The organism is Pseudomonas endophytica (assembly GCF_001411475.1).
GTDB classification, from domain to species: Bacteria; Pseudomonadota; Gammaproteobacteria; order Pseudomonadales; family Pseudomonadaceae; genus Aquipseudomonas; species Aquipseudomonas endophytica.
Map to the genome: position 1 here is coordinate 1 of NZ_LLWH01000226.1, position 18,129 is coordinate 18,129.

General features: G+C 57.7%; 15 protein-coding genes and 1 pseudogene. 11 read left to right on the forward strand and 5 right to left on the reverse strand.

Annotation, left to right across the window (positions count from 1 at the left end):
• The 10 genes from AQS70_RS21535 to AQS70_RS21575 all read left to right on the forward strand — a co-directional run.
• A partial coding sequence (locus AQS70_RS21535; RefSeq protein ID WP_162233922.1) for an Lrp/AsnC ligand binding domain-containing protein occupies positions 1-253 on the forward strand: 253 nt, incomplete at its 5' end.
• Between the two features lie 173 nt (positions 254-426).
• Positions 427-2,109 carry a flavin monoamine oxidase family protein gene (locus AQS70_RS21540; protein ID WP_055104763.1) on the forward strand — a complete coding sequence of 561 codons (1,683 nt, stop codon included), beginning with the start codon at positions 427-429 and terminating at the stop codon, positions 2,107-2,109.
• Positions 2,110-2,141: 32 nt separating this feature from the next.
• Positions 2,142-2,936, forward strand: coding sequence for a carbon-nitrogen hydrolase family protein (locus AQS70_RS21545; protein WP_055104764.1), 795 nt, complete (start codon positions 2,142-2,144; stop codon positions 2,934-2,936).
• A 48-nt stretch (positions 2,937-2,984) separates the two neighbouring features.
• Entirely contained in the window at positions 2,985-5,402 is a 2,418-nt protein-coding gene (gene pqqF / locus AQS70_RS21550) for a pyrroloquinoline quinone biosynthesis protein PqqF (RefSeq protein WP_055104765.1), read from the forward strand.
• A 151-nt stretch (positions 5,403-5,553) separates the two neighbouring features.
• On the forward strand, positions 5,554-5,628 hold the full coding sequence (gene pqqA / locus AQS70_RS23480) for a pyrroloquinoline quinone precursor peptide PqqA (RefSeq protein ID WP_003422658.1): 75 nt from the start codon (positions 5,554-5,556) through the stop codon (positions 5,626-5,628).
• A 97-nt stretch (positions 5,629-5,725) separates the two neighbouring features.
• Positions 5,726-6,637, forward strand: coding sequence for a pyrroloquinoline quinone biosynthesis protein PqqB (gene pqqB / locus AQS70_RS21555; RefSeq protein ID WP_055104766.1), 912 nt, complete (start codon positions 5,726-5,728; stop codon positions 6,635-6,637).
• 87 nt (positions 6,638-6,724) lie between these two features.
• A complete protein-coding gene (gene pqqC, locus AQS70_RS21560) occupies positions 6,725-7,477 on the forward strand; it encodes a pyrroloquinoline-quinone synthase PqqC (RefSeq protein WP_055104767.1) in 753 nt (250 codons plus the stop codon).
• Positions 7,474-7,749, forward strand: a complete 276-nt coding sequence (gene pqqD, locus AQS70_RS21565; protein WP_055104768.1) for a pyrroloquinoline quinone biosynthesis peptide chaperone PqqD — start codon at positions 7,474-7,476, stop codon at positions 7,747-7,749. Before pqqC ends, pqqD begins: the two co-directional genes overlap by 4 nt.
• Positions 7,721-8,893 carry a pyrroloquinoline quinone biosynthesis protein PqqE gene (gene pqqE / locus AQS70_RS21570; protein ID WP_055104769.1) on the forward strand — a complete coding sequence of 391 codons (1,173 nt, stop codon included), beginning with the start codon at positions 7,721-7,723 and terminating at the stop codon, positions 8,891-8,893. The genes pqqD and pqqE overlap by 29 nt, the downstream gene beginning before the upstream one ends.
• Positions 8,859-10,694 carry a S9 family peptidase gene (locus tag AQS70_RS21575; protein ID WP_055104770.1) on the forward strand — a complete coding sequence of 612 codons (1,836 nt, stop codon included), beginning with the start codon at positions 8,859-8,861 and terminating at the stop codon, positions 10,692-10,694. The genes pqqE and AQS70_RS21575 overlap by 35 nt, the downstream gene beginning before the upstream one ends.
• Positions 10,695-10,873: 179 nt before the next feature.
• Here AQS70_RS21575 and AQS70_RS23485 read toward each other — a convergent pair whose 3' ends face one another.
• Positions 10,874-11,035 (reverse strand): YqaE/Pmp3 family membrane protein, encoded by a 162-nt coding sequence (locus tag AQS70_RS23485; protein ID WP_082428173.1) that lies wholly within the window; start codon positions 11,033-11,035, stop codon positions 10,874-10,876.
• A gap of 175 nt (positions 11,036-11,210) precedes the next feature.
• Positions 11,211-12,494, reverse strand: coding sequence for an aspartate aminotransferase family protein (locus AQS70_RS21580; protein ID WP_055104771.1), 1,284 nt, complete (start codon positions 12,492-12,494; stop codon positions 11,211-11,213).
• Positions 12,495-12,722: 228 nt separating this feature from the next.
• Here AQS70_RS21580 and AQS70_RS21585 point away from each other — a divergent pair, with 228 nt between their 5' ends.
• Positions 12,723-13,622: a LysR family transcriptional regulator gene (locus AQS70_RS21585; RefSeq protein ID WP_055104772.1), complete on the forward strand. Its 900-nt coding sequence runs from the start codon at positions 12,723-12,725 to the stop codon at positions 13,620-13,622.
• A 329-nt stretch (positions 13,623-13,951) separates the two neighbouring features.
• On the opposite strand, the gene AQS70_RS21590 is transcribed toward AQS70_RS21585, so the two are convergent.
• From AQS70_RS21590 to AQS70_RS23705, 3 genes and pseudogenes are all read right to left on the reverse strand, one after another.
• Positions 13,952-15,730, reverse strand: a complete 1,779-nt coding sequence (locus AQS70_RS21590; protein ID WP_055104773.1) for an acyl-CoA dehydrogenase C-terminal domain-containing protein — start codon at positions 15,728-15,730, stop codon at positions 13,952-13,954.
• 255 nt (positions 15,731-15,985) lie between these two features.
• Complete coding sequence (locus AQS70_RS21595) at positions 15,986-17,791, reverse strand: phenylacyl-CoA dehydrogenase (protein ID WP_055104774.1); 1,806 nt, start codon at positions 17,789-17,791, stop codon at positions 15,986-15,988.
• A 249-nt stretch (positions 17,792-18,040) separates the two neighbouring features.
• Positions 18,041-18,129, reverse strand: a pseudogene (locus AQS70_RS23705) (dethiobiotin synthase); the annotation flags it as partial.

The following is an 18,129-nucleotide window of genomic DNA, read 5'->3' on the forward strand; positions in this document are numbered from 1 at the left end:
TGATGGCGGGCTGCAAGCCTACGTCGGGATTACCGTGCAGCCACGCTCTGGCAAAGAAGTCGTACGGCGACTGAGCAGCATGGCGCAGGTCCAGCAGTTGTGTGCCGTGAGTGGCGAATTCGACTACGTGGCCTGGCTGCGCAGTGAGTCGCCCGAGCAGTTGGATCAATTGCTCGATCAAATCGGCAGTGTCGACGGTGTCGAAAAAACCACCACCTCGATCATTCTCAGCAGCAAAGTGGACCGCGGATAAAGCGCTACGCCAGCGAGTCACATCACTCTGCAACTTAGATTCGTCATAAAGACCAAAATCAGGTCATAACGACGACACTTTGCGTCTTAATTACGTGTTGCACGCTCTCTAAACTGGCGACTGTCTTTTCCTATACTCACCTTTAACGTGAGTCGCCCAGTAAGGTCACAGCCATGAGCAAAAACAACCGCCACCCTGTCGACGGCAAACAACCGATCACTATTTTTGGTCCCGATTTCCCTTTTGCTTTCGATGACTGGATCGAACACCCCGCAGGACTGGGCAGTATCCCCGCGGACAAGTTGGGTTCGGAGGTGGCGATTGTCGGCGCCGGGATGGCGGGGATGGTGGCGGCCTACGAATTGATGAAGCTGGGCCTTAAGCCTGTGGTGTATGAAGCGTCAAAAATGGGCGGACGTCTTCGTTCACAAGCCTTTGAGGGCAGCGAAGGGGTGATTGCCGAGCTGGGCGGTATGCGTTTTCCGGTGTCATCTACCGCGTTCTACCATTACGTCGACAAGCTCGGGCTAGAAACTAAACCCTTCCCCAACCCCTTAACGCCAGCCTCCGGCAGCACGGTGATCGACCTCGAAGGCCAGACGTACTACGCACAAAAACTGGCGGACTTGCCTGCCCTGTTTCAAGAAGTGGCTGACGCATGGGCAGATGCGCTGGAAGCAGGCTCGCGCTTTGGGGATATTCAGCAAGCTATCCGTGATCGCGACGTCCCGCGCCTAAAAGAACTCTGGAATACCCTGGTTCCGCTGTGGGATGACCGAACGTTCTATGACTTTGTTGCCACCTCCAAAGCCTTTGCCAAATTGTCCTTTCAGCACCGCGAAGTGTTTGGCCAGGTTGGGTTTGGCACCGGTGGCTGGGACTCGGACTTCCCGAACTCGATGCTCGAAATATTCCGCGTGGTGATGACTAACTGCGACGACCATCAACACTTGGTCGTGGGCGGCGTTGAGCAAGTGCCGCTGGGCATCTGGCGTCATGTGCCGGAGCGCTGCGCTCATTGGCCCGAAGGCACCAGCCTGCACTCGCTGCATCGCGGAGCGCCGCGTACTGGGGTCAAAGCTATTTCGCACTCAGCCGATGGGCATTTTTTGGTCACCGATAACCTCGGCGTCACACGTACCCACGAAGCCGTGTTGGTCACGTGCCAAAGCTGGTTGCTGACCACCCAAATTGACTGCGAAGAATCGCTGTTCTCGCAAAAGCTGTGGATGGCGCTGGACCGCACGCGCTACATGCAGTCTTCAAAAACCTTCGTCATGGTCGATCGTCCTTTCTGGAAAGACAAAGACCCAGACACCGGCCGTGACGTGATGAGCATGACCCTCACTGATCGGCTCACCCGTGGCACGTATTTGTTCGACAACGGCGACGACAAGCCGGGCGTCATTTGCCTGTCGTACTCGTGGATGAGTGATGCGCTGAAAATGCTCCCGCACCCGGTGGAAAAACGCGTCAAGTTGGCCCTCGACTCGCTGAAAAAGGTCTACCCGAACGTCGACATTGCCAGCCGCATCATCGGCGACCCCATTACCGTGTCGTGGGAAGCCGACCCGCACTTCCTCGGGGCTTTCAAAGGCGCTCTGCCGGGCCACTACCGTTACAACCAGCGCATGTACGCGCATTTTATGCAGCAAGACCTGCCGAGCGAACAACGAGGGATTTTTATTGCAGGCGATGATGTCTCATGGACACCTGCTTGGGTTGAAGGCGCTGTGCAGACCTCATTGAACGCAGTTTGGGGGATCATGACCCACTTTGGCGGCCGCACTCACGCTGACAACCCAGGCCCTGGCGATGTATTCAACGACATCGGTCCGATTGCCTTGCCGGATTGACCTCAAAGCAACACGTTCTGTAGGAGAACTCCATGCGCGTCGTCCTTTACCAATGCCACCCGTTGCCACTTGACGTGGCAGGTAACCTGCAACGCTTGAACACCATCGTCTCGCAGAGCACAGACGTTGACTTGCTCGTGCTGCCCGAAATGTTTCTCACCGGTTACAACATTGGTGCGAAGGCTGTCGCCGAACTGGCCCAGCCACACGATGGCGACGCCGCCCAGCAGATCGCCGAGCTGGCCAAAGCCAATGACACGGCGATTATTTACGGTTACCCCGAGCGCGACGTAGACGGGCAGATCTACAACAGCGTGCAAGTGATCGACCGCCACGGGGCAAGCGTGTGCAACTACCGCAAGACCCATCTGTTTGGCCAGTTGGACCGCGAGATGTTCAGCCCGGGGGTAAACGCCTTCACGGTGTTCGAACTCAATGGTTGGCAGCTCGGGTTGCTGATTTGCTACGACCTTGAGTTCCCCGAAAACGCCCGCTGCCTGGCCTTGGCCGGGGCTGAACTGATCGTCGTACCCACCGCCAACATGACACCTTACGACTTTATCGCCGATGTCACCGTGCGTAGCCGTGCCTTCGAAAACCAGTGTTATGTGGCCTACGCCAACTACTGTGGGCAAGAAGGCGACATCCATTACTGCGGTCAAAGCAGCATCGCCGCCCCTAACGGTGTGCAAGTCGCCTTGGCTGAGCAGGAGGAAATCCTGATTACCGCCGTCTTAGACAGCCAACAGCTAGAAGATGCCCGAACCGGAAACTTCTATCTGGCCGACCGCGTGCCCGAACTTTACGACCCGCTGAGCAAGCGCTGATCCCGTGTAATCCGCTAGCATGTGGGCAACTCTGTTCCGGAAATGCCCATGTCTGCGCCGAATCACTTTCACACTCAACGTTTGACCCAAGAAAACGGTCTGACTCTTTCACTGCGCCATGAGCCGCGTCTCAAACAGTGCGCGGCCTTTTTACGGGTTCACGCAGGCAGCCACGACGTGCCAACGGCTTGGCCCGGGCTGGCGCACTTTCTGGAACACCTGTTATTTCTCGGCACGGATCGCTTTCCGGCCGGCGACAACCTGATGGCCTACGTACAGCGCCATGGCGGCCAAGTGAATGCCCGCACCCAAGCACGCCATACCGACTTCTTTTTCGAAGTGCCTAGCGCAGCGTTTGAAGGTGGTCTAGAGCGCTTGTGCGACATGCTCGCTCACCCGCGTATGAACTTGGATGAGCAGGTGCGCGAACGTGAAGTGTTGCACGCAGAATTTATCGCTTGGGCTCGTGAGCCCTCGGCTCAGCGGCAACTTAGCTTGTTCCAGCCACTAAACCCGGCGCATCCGCTGAGGGCGTTTCATGCGGGTAATCGCTTCAGTTTGCCGATCCCTCGGCCGGCCTTTCAGCAAGCCTTGGCGGATTTTTACCAGCAGTTCTATCAAGCCGCACATATCAGTCTGGTTGGCCCCTTGCCTGACACCACACTCAAGGCCCTGGCCGAGCGCTATACCGATCAATTTGCAAAGGGCTCGGCGCCCCGCCAAAGCCGCCCGCCCACGCTAATGCTCAACCACCAAAGCGTGTATCAACAGCTCGATGCCAAGCACCTAGACCTGTTGTTTGCCCTTGAACAGTTACCCGAAGCCTGCAGCGCGGCGTTGGAGTATGCGTGCCACTGGCTGAGTGCAGATAAACCCGGCAGCCTGCTCGCCTATCTACGCGAACATCAGCTGTGCCACAGCCTGAAAGCCGAAGTGTTATACCAATTTGCGGGGCAAGCACTGTTGCACATTGAGTTCAGCGCCACGCACAACATCGCCCAAAACGCCACACAGATCAGCGACACGTTCTACGACTGGCTGGCGTTTTTCAGTACCCAACATCAGCACCCCGCCCTGCGCAACGAGTACATATTGCAACGCCAGCGCCAGCAAGAGGTCTGCAGCGCGCTGGCGCTGGCACGCAGTGAAATCGAGCTGCCAGATCAATCTCTAGAGGCGCTCACCTGCGTGCTGCAACAGATGCTGCCCGCAACACCACCGGCACCTCAGCACACGTGGCAACTGCCACCCCCCAACCCGCTTCTGGTCACCCCTAAAGAGCCCATTAATGCAGGGCTGATACGCGGCCAAACCAGCGCCCACCGCGGCTTGCGCACGTTTGCACAAGACCGTCTGCGCAGCCGTCGCGATCATTCAGCGATGCGTTTTAGCGCAGACCTGCCAGAGGCCGGTCATGAAGCGGCGATTTATCTGCGCTGGCGTTTAACGGCGCCCCCGGCTGCCAGCGTGCAACTCGCGCTGGCAAACAGCCTGCGCCCCTTGAAACACGATGCGCGCCACGCCGGTGTCGAACTGTCTGGCAGCGCCTGTGGCACTGACTGGCTGCTGAAAATGCAGGGCTTTCATGCGCCAATGCCCGCCATTTTGGAGCACGCATTACGAGCACTCAGCGCCCTTGAGGCCGCGCAAGGCGCACCCGCCGTGGCACCGCTGATGCCGATTCGCCAGCTACTCAAGCGCCTTCCTGAATGCAGCCAACCCGGCATCGAACCCACATTAAGTGATGCCTCGCAATGTTGGGCCCGCGCACGCTGGGACGGTTTGGCCGTCGGCCTGCCCAGCGCTACGGCACCTCTGATTAGCGCCGCCTTAAACAAAGCCCCCGGCACACCGGACGGGCACTTACCACGGGCCGAATACTCCGCCCAACGGCGCTGGATTACCGAAACCTGCGACTCCAATGAACAGGCAGTACTGTTATTTTGCCCGGCGCCTACTGGCGATCTGCGTGCAGAGGCCGCCTGGCGTTTGCTCGCGCAGGTGGCACAGACGCCGTTTTATCAACAGCTGCGGGTGGAGCGGCAATTAGGCTACGCCGTGTTCAGTGGCTTACGCCAACTCAATGGCCAGACCGGCCTACTGTTCGGCGTGCAATCGCCTCACGCTCCAGTAGCAGAAATCTTCGAGCACATCAGAGCATTCTTGGGCGGGTTACCGACGCTTATCGCTACATTGGATGAAACAACCTTCATGCAAGCGCGAGATGCCTTGGCGCAGCAGTTCTTGCCTACAGCCTTGAGCGGGCCTCAAGCGAGTGAATTGCTCTGGCAAGCAACATTGGCAGGCCACTCGTCGGGCTACTTGGAAGCGCTCTACGCTGAGCTGATAGGGCTGGATCTGCGCACTACACTTGTAGCGGCTCAGCAGATCAACCGGCCGGAGTGCGCTTGGCTGTGCCTTGCAACACAACCAGAAACTGAATCGTTTCTTCTCGGGGAAAGCTGATTTTTACCTACCGTGTAATGAGCTTTCTCCGACAATAGACGTGCAGAAAGAGACATTTTTAGTAACATGGCTGGCAATGCTTTGGAACCGCTCCTCACGGAGCCGGACTAATGTTGAGAAGCCCCCAACCAACCGCTGAAGGAGACACCCTATGTCGTGGACTAAACCTGCTTACACCGACCTGCGTATTGGCTTTGAAGTGACCATGTACTTCGCAAGCCGTTGATCTGCCCCGGCTCTTGGTTAACAAGAGTTGAGCAGCGCAACCCAACGCCTCGGCTCGCCGGGGCGTTTTTATTTTTCGATTTGCAAGGGTACAGGCCATGTTTGTCCAGATTTTAGGCTCCGCCGCTGGCGGTGGTTTCCCGCAGTGGAACTGTAACTGCGTGAACTGCGCGGGTTTTCGCGATGGCAGCCTGAACGCAAAAGCGCGCACCCAATCCTCGATTGCGATCTCTGATGACGGCGTGAACTGGGTGCTGTGCAACACCTCGCCCGACATTCGTGCGCAACTGCAGAGCTTTGCCCCGATGCAACCGGGCCGTGCCCTGCGTGACACCGGGATCAGCGCAATTATTTTGATGGACAGCCAGATCGACCACACCACAGGCCTGCTGAGTCTGCGCGAGGGTTGCCCGCATGATGTGTGGTGCACTGACATGGTTCACGAAGATTTGAGCACCGGTTTCCCGTTGTTCAACATGCTCAAGCACTGGAATGGCGGGCTCAACTGGCACCGCATCGAGCTGCAAGCGTCATTCACCATCCCCGCCTGCCCAAACCTGCGCTTCAGCCCACTGCCTTTGCGCAGTGCTGCACCGCCCTACTCGCCGCATCGCTTCGACCCGCATCCGGGTGACAACATCGGCCTGATCGTTGAAGACCTACGCACCGGGGCCAAGCTGTTTTACGCGCCAGGGCTGGGTAAGGTGGATGCGCCGTTGCTGGAGGTGATGGCAAGCAGCCATTGCCTGTTGGTGGACGGCACGCTGTGGGATGACGACGAAATGCAGCGCCGTGGCGTAGGCACCCGTACCGGCCGTGAGATGGGCCATTTGGCACAGAACGGCCCCGGCGGCATGCTCGAAGTATTGGAGCAATTGCCAGAGCAGCGCAAAGTGCTGATCCACATCAACAACACCAACCCGATCCTTGATGAAGACTCCGCCGAACGCGCCGAACTGGCCCGTCGGGGCGTTGAAGTGGCCTTTGATGGCATGAGTATCGAGTTGTAAACCCAACACATCATTTGTCGGAGCGAGCTTTTAAAAGCTCGCGAGCAAGCTCGCTCCTGCAGATCCGCGTTCCGATTGGAGAACTCCATGACCCAAGCCCCACTCTCCACCGCCGAGTTCGAAGCCGCGTTACGGGCCAAAGGCGCGTACTACCACATCTATCACCCGTACCAAGTGGCGATGTATGAAGGTCGCGCGACCCGCGAACAGATTCAGGGCTGGGTCGCCAACCGTTTCTATTACCAAGTAAACATCCCACTCAAAGACGCCGCCATTCTGGCCAACTGCCCGGATCGCGAGGTACGCCGCGAGTGGATTCAACGCCTGCTCGACCATGACGGTGCGCCCGGCGAAGACGGTGGTATCGAAGCCTGGCTGCGCCTTGGCCAAGCGGTCGGTTTGGACCCGGAGCAACTGCGCTCCCAAGAACTCGTCTTACCTGGCGTTCGCTTTGCGGTCGACGCGTACGTCAACTTTGCCCGACGCGCCAGTTGGGAAGAAGCCGCCAGCAGCTCGCTGACCGAGATGTTTGCGCCGCAAATCCACCAGTCACGTCTGGACAGTTGGCCGCAGCACTACCCTTGGATCAACCCGGCCGGTTATGAGTATTTCCGCACCCGCCTAGGCCAAGCCCGGCGTGACGTCGAACACGGGCTGGCGATCACCTTGCAGCACTACACCACCTACGAAGGCCAGCAGCGCATGCTCGAGATTCTCCAGTTCAAACTAGACATTCTGTGGAGCATGCTCGATGCCATGACCATGGCCTACGAACTGGACCGCCCGCCTTATCACAGCGTGACCGACCAACGCGTCTGGCATAAAGGAATCACTCTATGAGCTTCGATCGCAGCAAAACGCCAACGTGGCGCCCAGGCTATCGTTTTCAGTACGAACCTGCGCAAAAAGGCCATGTGCTGCTCTACCCCGAAGGCATGATCAAACTCAACGAGAGTGCGGCCTTGATTGGTGGCCTGATCGACGGACAGCGGGATGTGACCGCGATCATTGCCGCCCTCCACGATCAATTCCCCAATGTCCCCGAGCTGGGTGAAGACATCGAGCAATTTATGGAGGTCGCGCGTGCACAGCACTGGATCGAACTCGTCTGACAGGCCCTTGGCGCTGCCACCTAAACCTGAAGTCGGCCTACCGCTTTGGCTGCTGGCTGAGCTGACCTATCGCTGCCCGCTGCAATGCCCGTATTGCTCCAACCCGCTGGACTTCGCCCAGCAAGGCAAAGAGCTGAGCACCGAGCAATGGTTCAAGGTGTTTGGTGAAGCGCGGGAAATGGGTGCGGCGCAGTTAGGCTTTTCAGGCGGCGAACCTTTGGTCCGTCAAGACTTGGCGGAACTGATCGCACACGCGCGCCAATTGGGCTTTTACACCAACCTCATCACCTCCGGCATCGGCCTCACCGAGCAAAAAATCAGCGACTTCAAAAAGGCTGGGCTGGACCACATTCAGATCAGCTTTCAGGCCAGCGACGAGCAAGTGAACAACCTGCTGGCCGGCTCGAAAAAAGCCTTCGCGCAAAAGCTCGAAATGGCCCGAGCCGTCAAAGCGCACGGCTACCCGATGGTGCTGAACTTCGTCACCCATCGGCACAATATCGACAAGATCGACCGCATCATCGAGCTGTGCATCGCCCTCGAAGCTGACTTTGTAGAACTGGCTACCTGCCAGTTTTATGGTTGGGCGCAACTCAACCGGGTCGGCCTGTTACCGACCCAAGAACAACTGGTGCGCGCCGAGCGCATCACTAATCAGTACCGAGCCAAACTGAAAGCCCAAGGTCACCCCTGCAAGTTGATCTTCGTGACCCCGGATTATTACGAAGAGCGGCCAAAAGCCTGCATGAACGGTTGGGGCAGTGTTTTTTTGACCGTCACACCGGACGGCACCGCATTACCGTGCCACGGCGCTAGACAACTGCCGGTCGAGTTCCCTAACGTGCGTGATCACAGCATGCAACACATCTGGTACGACTCGTTTGGCTTCAATCGGTTTAGAGGTTATGACTGGATGCCCGAGCCTTGCCGCTCGTGCGACGAAAAAGAAAAGGACTTCGGCGGCTGCCGTTGCCAAGCCTTTATGCTCACCGGGGACGCCAGCAATGCGGACCCGGTGTGCAGCAAATCGCCGCAACACGACCTGATTCTCAAGGCGCGCGAAGAAGCCGAGCACGCCACCCAGACCATCGAACAATTGGCCTTTCGAAATGAACGAAACTCACGCCTCATCGCAAAAGGCTGAACCTTTCAGCGCCGCGCTCGCCGTTGCCGCTGGCGTCGATTTCGCAGAACGGCGGCTCGGCCCTCGCGGCGTGTTCTGGAACCAATACCTGCCACAAGAAGGCGCTTGCCGCATTTGGCACTGGCGCGATGGCCAAGCCCATTGCCTGACCCCTGCGGGTTTCAGCGTGAGTAGCCGGGTGTATGAGTACGGCGGTGGTTCTTTTTGTCTCAGCGACGACGGCGTGGTGTTCGTTAACGAGGCCGATCAACAACTGTACACACAAGCTTTGGACGCCAGCGCGCCGCAAGCCTTGACCCACGGCACCTGTCGTTACGGCGACGTGCAGTGTGTTCACGGCCTAGTGCTGGCCGTTGAAGAGGACGCAGATCAACATCGCTTGGTCAGCATCGACTTAGCCACTCAAGAGCGCCACGTGCTGGCCGAAGGTGCAGACTTTTACGCGGCGCCCACCCTCAGTCCAAACGGCCAGCGCTTGGCCTGGATTGAGTGGAGCCGTCCACACCAACCCTGGACCTCAACTCGCCTTATGCTTGTAGAGGGCCAAACCTGCGGCCACTGGAACCCAGCGCACTGCATCGCGGGCGATCTCAGCGAAGAATCACTGCAACAACCGCGCTTTGACCAACAGAACCGCCTGTACTGCCTGACCGACCGCGGCGGCTTCTGGCAGCCGTGGGCCGAGTCGGGCGAAGGCTTGGTCGCAGCACACAGCGCCGCGGCCGATCATGCCCCGGCACCTTGGCAACTGGGCGGTAAGACCTGGCTGCCGCTGGGCGAACAGCGCTATTTGGCGACGTGGACTGAAGCGGGTTTCGGTCGTTTGGGCATTCACTCTGCTGACGGCAGCGTTGAAACATTCGCAGACCATTACAGCCGCTTTCGCTGCCTTGCGCTGGATGCGGAGTACCTCTACTGCATAGCCGCGTCACCTGTTAGCCCGTCGGCGATCATTCGCATTCGCCAAAGCGACAAGCAGATCAAGGTGCTCGCAGGTGGGGTGGCGCCGTTGCCGCCCGAAGACATCAGCCGCCCACGCACGTTGCGCTACCCGTCCGGCGAGGGCGAAGCCCACGGCTTCTTCTACCCGGCCATGCACGGCGAAGTTAAACCGCCATTGGTGGTCTTCGTCCACGGCGGCCCGACCTCAGCCTGCTATCCCGTTCTCGACCCGCGTATCCAGTATTGGACGCAACGCGGCTTCGCCGTGGCTGATCTCAATTACCGTGGCAGCACCGGCTATGGCCGTGCGTATCGTCAAGGTTTGCACCTGAAATGGGGCGAAGTCGACGTCGAAGATGCCTGCGCGGTGGTCGGTTACTTGGCCGAACAGGGTTTTATTGATGGCGAGAAGGCGTTTATTCGTGGCGGCAGTGCGGGCGGCTACACCACCTTGTGTGCGCTGGCGTTCAAAGACGTGTTCCGCGCGGGCGCCAGTTTGTACGGCGTTAGCGACCCGATTGCTCTGAGCCACAGCACGCATAAATTTGAAGGCGATTATTTAGATTGGCTTATCGGTGATCCGCAACGCGACGCTGAGCGCTACGCGGCACGTACCCCGTTGCTACACGCACAACAGATCCGCGTGCCGGTGATCTTCTTCCAAGGCGAGTTGGACGCCGTGGTCGTGCCGCAACAAACCCGCGACATGCTCAAAGCCCTGCAAGACAACGGCATCCCGGCCAAAGCGTATTACTACCCAGAAGAACGCCACGGCTTTCGCAAGGCCACCAATCAAGCGCATGCGCTTGAACAGGAGTGGAAGTTTTACAGCGAGTTGTTAACGCAGCCCACCCTGTAGGAGCTACCGAAGGCTGCGATCTTTTGATCTTGATAAGCCCAAGCTCGCAGCCTGCGGCAGCTCCTACGCAAAAAACGAGCAGCGCACCCTTCAAGTGCGCCCAATACAGCCCCGTAGGAGCTGCCGAAGGCTGCGATCTTTTGATCTTTCAACCCAAAAGATCGCACCTTCAGTAAAACCTACGAACGTTTAGCGATGATATACACCGCGTGCACCATCCCTGGGATGTATCCGCACAGGGTCAACAGAATGTTTAGCCAGAATGCGCCACCAAAACCCACTTGCATGAACACACCCAGTGGAGGAAGCAGAATGGCAATGATGATTTTGATAATTTCCACAGACAAAGCTCCCAGTCGATAACAGGCCCAAACGGCCCTTACTGCTAATCGACTCATAACGTCGACAAAAGGTTCAGTGGTTACTTATCCACAGACAAAAAAACGCCCCGGCCAAAGAAAACAGGCACAGGGCGACGCGTTATACCGCGAGACGGTTTGTTAAGGCTAAGTGCGTTTAAACGGCGATTCCGCGACGGCATTGCAGTTGTGCCGTGCGCACCCGGGCAAACGCTCGGGCCAAACGCAGTAACATTTCGTCAATATTGCCTTTGCTGACGCACAACGCCGGGGTAAAGCGCAGGCAGTCGGGCTGCGGAGCGCTGATTAGCAGCCCTTCGTGAAACGCTGCTTTAACCACGTCATCGGCCGAATCATCTGACAAGGTCAGGCCCCAAAATAAACCCTGACCGCGCAATTCACCCTGTGCATAACGATTGGCCAATCGCGCCAGCCCTTCGCGCAGGTAGTCGCCCGCTTGGCGCACATTGTTCATAAAGCCTTTTTCCAGCAGCGTATCGAGTACTGCCACACCGGCGGCTGTCATCAGCGCATTACCGTGGTGGGTGCCGCCCAGCTCACCGGGCGCCAGGCAGCAGGCTTTGCCGCGAGCCAGCAATGCCGCTAATGGCACACCCCCACCCAAGCCTTTGCCCAGCGTGACGATATCGGCGCGCACTCCGTAATTCTGCTCTGCAAGCAACGCCCCGCATCGACCCATGCCGGTTTGCACTTCATCCAAAATCAGCAAAATACCCAGCTCGCGACACAGCCGCTCTACCCCTTTGAGGTAATGCTCGGTGGCAGGAATAACCCCCGCATCGCTTTGCACCGGCTCCAACATGATGGCCACTGTTTGGGCATCAACCGCCGCGTGCAAGGCGGGCAAGTCGTTAAACGGCACGTTGATAAAGCCCGGCAGTTGCGGCTCAAAGCGATTATCAAAGGTGCCCGTGCCCGAGGCAGACATCGCGCCAAAGCTGCGACCATGACAACTGCGTGTCGCGGTAATAATGCGATGGGCGCCGTTACGGTGCAGTTGGCCCCACTTGCGCGCCAGCTTGATCGCGCCTTCGTTGGCCTCAGCCCCGGTGTTTAAAAAATGCACCTGATCGCTACCCGTGCAGTGGCACAAGCGCTCGGCCAAGGTCAGCATGGCGCGATTGAAAAAACCGGCGCCGGGGTTCATTAAAGACTGGGCTTGCTCAGCCATCGCCTTGACCAGCACCGCCGGGCTATGGCCCAGGCTGTTCACCGCGCCCCCTTGGGTAAAGTCGAGGTAAGCACGGCTGTCGCAGTCCCACATCCAGGAACCTTGCCCACGCACAAACACCTGTGCTGGGCGCTCAACGCTGGGCATTAAGCACAACCGAGACTGCGCATTACTGACGGCTGAGGGCACACCCTCAGCCACCAGTTGATCCAAGTCGGCGGGAGGGCGACGCAAACTAAACAAATTCATGCACGCTGGCCTTGTTGTCATAAGCAGATTCGATATGCAACCACCCCGGCACGGCCCGGGCGCTAAAACCTCTGTCGGGTTTTTAGACTTGCCTATGTAAATTGGCGTCCCACCCGCGCTGTTTATCTCGCGCTTTTGCTCGATGAGCCCAGTGGAACGGGCGTAGACTAGGCGCCCTTAGCCCTTTGAGCTATTTCGTTTTTTAAGCATTTTCGATAAGTAATACTTATGGATTTTAAGCAACTGCGTTATTTCGTCGCGGTGTACGAAGAAGGTCATGTGGGCCGTGCTGCCGAGCGCCTGTCGATCTCTCAACCCGCGCTCTCACAGCAAATCCGCCAGCTCGAACACAACCTCGATGTGACCCTGTTCGAACGCAGCAGCAAACGCCTGTTGCCGACCTTGGCCGCTCACACGCTGTACAACCATGCTCTGCCGCTGCTCGACGGCTTACAGCGAGCCAAAGAAGCGTTGAGTAACTTTCAGGGCCATGCACTGCGCACCATTGCCATCGGCGTACTGCAAACCGTACACACCAGTTTGGTGCCGCAAATGCTGGAGCGCGTGCGCCAAGCGCAACCGCATCTGGTGGTACAGATTTACGAATTGACCGGGATGGAGATTGAGCGGCGCTTGCTCAATGGCTCATTGGATATTGGCATCAGCTACCTGCCGCCTCGCCAGCCAGGGCTACATGGCACGCCGCTGTACGAAGACGAACTGCAATTGGTGATCCCGGCGGATCATCCTTTGCGCGAATTCAAGAAGGTTTCACTGGCACAAGCTGCCGAGCTGCCGATGCTGCTGCTCGGGGAAGAGTTCCAAGTACGCCAGATCTGGCAAACCCAGCTCGCCAGTTTGGGCCGTCGCCCGCAGGTGCAGGCCGAGCTGAACACCATGGCCGGGATCCTCGACAGCTTGCTGCACACTAAGTTGGCGACGGTGCTGCCGGGGCGTTCGCGCCATGAGCATGATCATCAGGCATTGCTCTGGAAACCCCTGAGCGAACCTCGGGTGCCGCTAAAGGTGGGCTTGGTGTGCCGCGACATCCATCGCCAACAAGCCACGCTAGGGCTATTGCGCACCCTGCTTGCAGACGTAATCCATCACACACAAGCCCCCCCGTAGGAGCTGCCGCAGGCTGCGAGCTTTTGATCTTTAGAAGCACGAGATCGCAGCCTTCGGCAGCTCCTACGCTGTGGGCCGGGCCGATGGTGGCGTCCAGCAGAAAATTCAGGCGCAGAAAAAAGAAAACCCCGCCTAAGCGGGGTTTTGCAGACTGTTTCCCTGACATCCTTTTCTCTCCACCATCCTGGCGGAATCCTACGTGTCCGTGTTGTAGCTTTGAGCTTCCTGCTCTACGTCCTTGAAACCAAGATTAACGATGGATCCAATCGTGCGATATGGGCAATTGCCAGTACGTCACGTAAGCAAATGCTTACAAATGAGTAAACACCTTAAAAGTGCGCTTCATCCAGCAGGTACAGCGACTCACTGCCAGCCTTAACCGAAGCGCTCAATGAATGGATGCGCGGCAGTAAACGTGCAAAGTAGAAGCGTGCAGTGCCCAGTTTGCTGACATAAAACGCATCCTCAGCCGCTTTGCTCAATGCCGTACGGGCCATCATGGCCCACAGGTAGGCATACGCCGTGTAACCAAACACTTGCAGGTACTCGACCGACGCTGCGCCCACTTCATTCGGATTGTGTTGCGAGCGCTCCAGCACCCAGGCGGTCAGCTGATCAAGGTTATCCAGCGCAGCGGCCAAAGGTTGGGTGAACTCGTGTAGGTCATCAGAAGCCGACGCGATGAACTGACGGATCTCATCAGCGAACTCGCGGTAGTCAGCCCCGCGATTGCCGACGATCTTGCGGCCCATCAAGTCCAGCGCCTGAATACCGTTGGTGCCTTCGTAGATCTGCGTGATGCGCACATCGCGCACCAATTGCTCTTGGCCCCACTCGCGAATGTAGCCATGGCCACCAAACACTTGCTGACCGTGCACCGTCGTCTCTAGCCCCAAATCGGTCAAAAACGCTTTGGCCACCGGCGTCAACAAGGCCACCAAACCATCAGCCCGCGCGCGCGCGGCCGGGTCGTCGCTGAACTTAGCGATGTCCAACTGAATGGCCACATAGGTTGAGAAAGCGCGACCGCCTTCGTTGGCTGCCTTCATGGTCAGCAACATGCGGCGCACGTCTGCGTGCACGATGATCGGGTCTGCCGCTTTGTCTTTAGCCTGAGCGCCCGTTGCGGCGCGCCCTTGCAGGCGGTCGCGGGCGTATTCGACCGCGTTCTGATACGAGCGCTCGCCCGACGCCAAGCCCTGAATACCTACCCCAAGACGCTCGTAGTTCATCATGGTGAACATGGCCGCCAAGCCACGGTTGGGCTCACCCACCAGATAGCCAACCGCTGCGTCGAAGTTCATCACACAGGTGGACGACGCCTTGATGCCCATTTTGTGCTCAATCGAGCCGCAGAACACGGGGTTACGCTCACCCAGGCTGCCATCGGCATTGACCAAATACTTAGGGACCAAAAATAGCGAAATGCCTTTAGGCCCGGCGGGCGCGTCCGGCAGTTTGGCCAAGACCAAGTGGATGATGTTTTCGGTCAGGTCGTGCTCGCCGCCGGTAATGAAAATTTTGGTCCCGGTGATTGTGTACGCGCCGTCGGCTTGCGGTTCTGCCTTGGTGCGGATGATCCCTAAGTCAGTGCCCGCATGCGGCTCGGTCAAGCACATAGAACCGGCCCACACACCCGAGTACATATTGGGCAGGTACGTGGCTTTTAATTCCTCGCTGGCGTGAGCATTGATCGACACGCAAGCGCCCGAGGTCAACATCGGATAAAGACCAAACGCCAGGCTTGAGGAGTTGATCATTTCTTCGACTTGAGCCGACACTGCCTTGGGCATGCCCATGCCACCGAACTCAGGGTTGCCGCCCACTCCGACCCAGCCGCCTTCGGCGTAGGTTTTATAGGCATCCACAAAACCTGCTGGGGTGGTGACCACCGTGTCATTCCAATGGCAGCCTTCTTCGTCAGCGCTGCGGCTCAATGGGGCGACGCTTTTAGCGGTGACCTTGCCAGCTTCTTCCAGAATAGCTTCGACCGTTTCAGCATCAACGATCTCTGCCAACGCAGGCAGTTGCGCCCAGAGAGAAGCAACCTCGAACACTTCATTAAGGACGAAGCGCATATCACGCAGGGGCGCTTTGTAATCAGCCATGGCAAACCTCGTAATCTGTAAACGACGATTAATGTGGGACCCAGTCTAGCTTAACGACGACAGCGATACATAGGGTCATGCAGTGACTTAAAACAAAAACAAAGTCACAAAATTATCTGTAGGAGCTGCCGAAGGCTGCGATCTTTCATAAAGTCAAAAGATCGCAGCCTTCGGCAGCTCCTACGCGGAGGGGAATAAACCAAAAAAGCCGCTTTCCCGAAGGAGAAGCGGCTTTTAAAGGTGACTCACCGGGGCTTAGTAGCCCAGATCGAAGTCTTCTTCTTTCATGTCCATCAGGTTGGCAGCACCCGACAACATGGCCGCAACGTGTGTGCGGGTACGCGGCAAGAGGCGCTGGAAGTAGAAGCGCGCTGTTTGCAGTTTGGCAGTGTAGAACGCCTCTTCAGACGTGCCTTCGGCCAGTTTTTCTGCCGCCAGACGCGCCATATCAGCCCAGAAGTAAGCCAGGCAGGCATAGCCGGAGTACATCAGGTAATCGACCGACGCCGCGCCCACTTCTTCACGGTCTTTCATGGCCGCCATCCCGACCTTCATGGTCAGTTCGCCCCACTCTTTGTTCAGTGCGGCCAATGGTGCAACGAACTCTTTAACCGCTTCGTTGCCTTCGTTGTTCTGGCAGAACTTGTGGACGATTTTGGTGAAGCCTTTGAGCGCCTCGCCTTGGGTCATCAGGACTTTACGGCCCAGCAGGTCGAGCGCCTGAATACCGGTGGTGCCTTCGTACAGCATCGAAATACGGCTGTCGCGAACGTTCTGCTCCATGCCCCACTCAGCGATAAAACCATGACCGCCGTAGATTTGAACGCCGTGGTTAGCCGACTCGAAACCGACTTCAGTCATGAACGCTTTAGCAATCGGGGTCATGAACGCCAATAGAGCATCGGCCTTCTTCTTCTCGTCTTCATCAACACCGTATTTGACGATGTCAACTTGCTTAGCGGTGAAGTACACCATGGCGCGGTTGCCTTCAGCGAACGCCTTGGTGGTCAGCAGCATGCGACGCACGTCAGGGTGAACGATGATCGGGTCAGCGGCCTTTTCAGGGGCTTTAGGGCCGGTCAACGAACGCATTTGCAGACGGTCACGCGCATATTTCAGACCGCCCTGGAAGGCGATTTCGGCGTGGGACAAACCTTGCAGTGCCGTGCCCAGACGTGCGGTGTTCATAAAGGTGAACATGCAGTTCAGACCTTTGTTCGGCGGGCCGATCAAGAAGCCAGTGGCGCCGTCGAAGTTCATCACACAGGTGGCGTTACCGTGGATGCCCATTTTGTGCTCGATGGAACCACAGGACACCGCGTTGCGCTCACCCAATGTGCCATCGGCGTTAGCCGTGAACTTAGGCACGATGAACAGCGAAATACCTTTAGTTCCTGCCGGTGCATCCGGCAGGCGGGCCAGAACGATGTGGACGATGTTGTCGGCCATGTCGTGTTCACCGGCCGAGATGAAGATCTTGGTGCCGGAAATCTTGTACGAACCATCTGCCTGAGGTTCAGCCTTGGTGCGCAGCAGGCCCAAGTCGGTGCCGCAATGCGACTCGGTCAAGCACATGGTGCCCGTCCACTCGCCGGTCACCAGCTTGCTCAGGTAGGTGTTTTGTTGCTCAGGGGTGCCATGCTCGGAGATGGTGTTCATGGCGCCGTGCGACAGGCCGGGGTACATGCCCCACGACCAGTTGGCCGCACCGACCATTTCACTCACTGCCAGACCCAACGACTCAGGCAAGCCTTGGCCGCCGTGATCAACATCGTGAGCCAGGCTTGGCCAGCCACCTTCAACAAATTGTTTGTAGGCTTCTTTAAAGCCGGTCGGCGTTTTAACCCCGGATTCACTCCAGGTGCAGCCTTCGGTGTCACCCACACGGTTCAGCGGTGCCAGCACCTGCTCACAAAACTTGGCGCCTTCTTCAAGAATGGCGTTAACCATATCTGGGGTAGCGTCTTGGCAAGCCGGCAGGCTCTGATAGTGCGCTTCGTAACCGAGCAGTTCGTCACGTACGAAGCGAATATCACGCAAGGGGGCCTTGTAATCAGGCATAGCGATAAACCTCTGCTGATGAATCCGGGGATGAACAACCGCGTAGATTTGTTATTGCGGTCAAACAGGTGTTTGAAACATACGTTTACGCCCATTTGTTGTCAAGCAGCGAGAGGCCTCCGTTCGTCTTGGGACGAACGGATCACAGAGGGGGGATGTGTCATCGAATCCTGTAGGAACGAGCTTGCTTGCGATCTTTTGATCTTTTCTAAAAGACCGCGAAGCAAGCGCGCTCCTTCAGTTGGATGTTCAGTCCAGTAGGTCCAGTTGCAAGTGCTCAGCCACCGCTTGTGCCGTGGCCGATTTAAGTTTGGGCCCGCGGCCCCCACCCGGGGCCG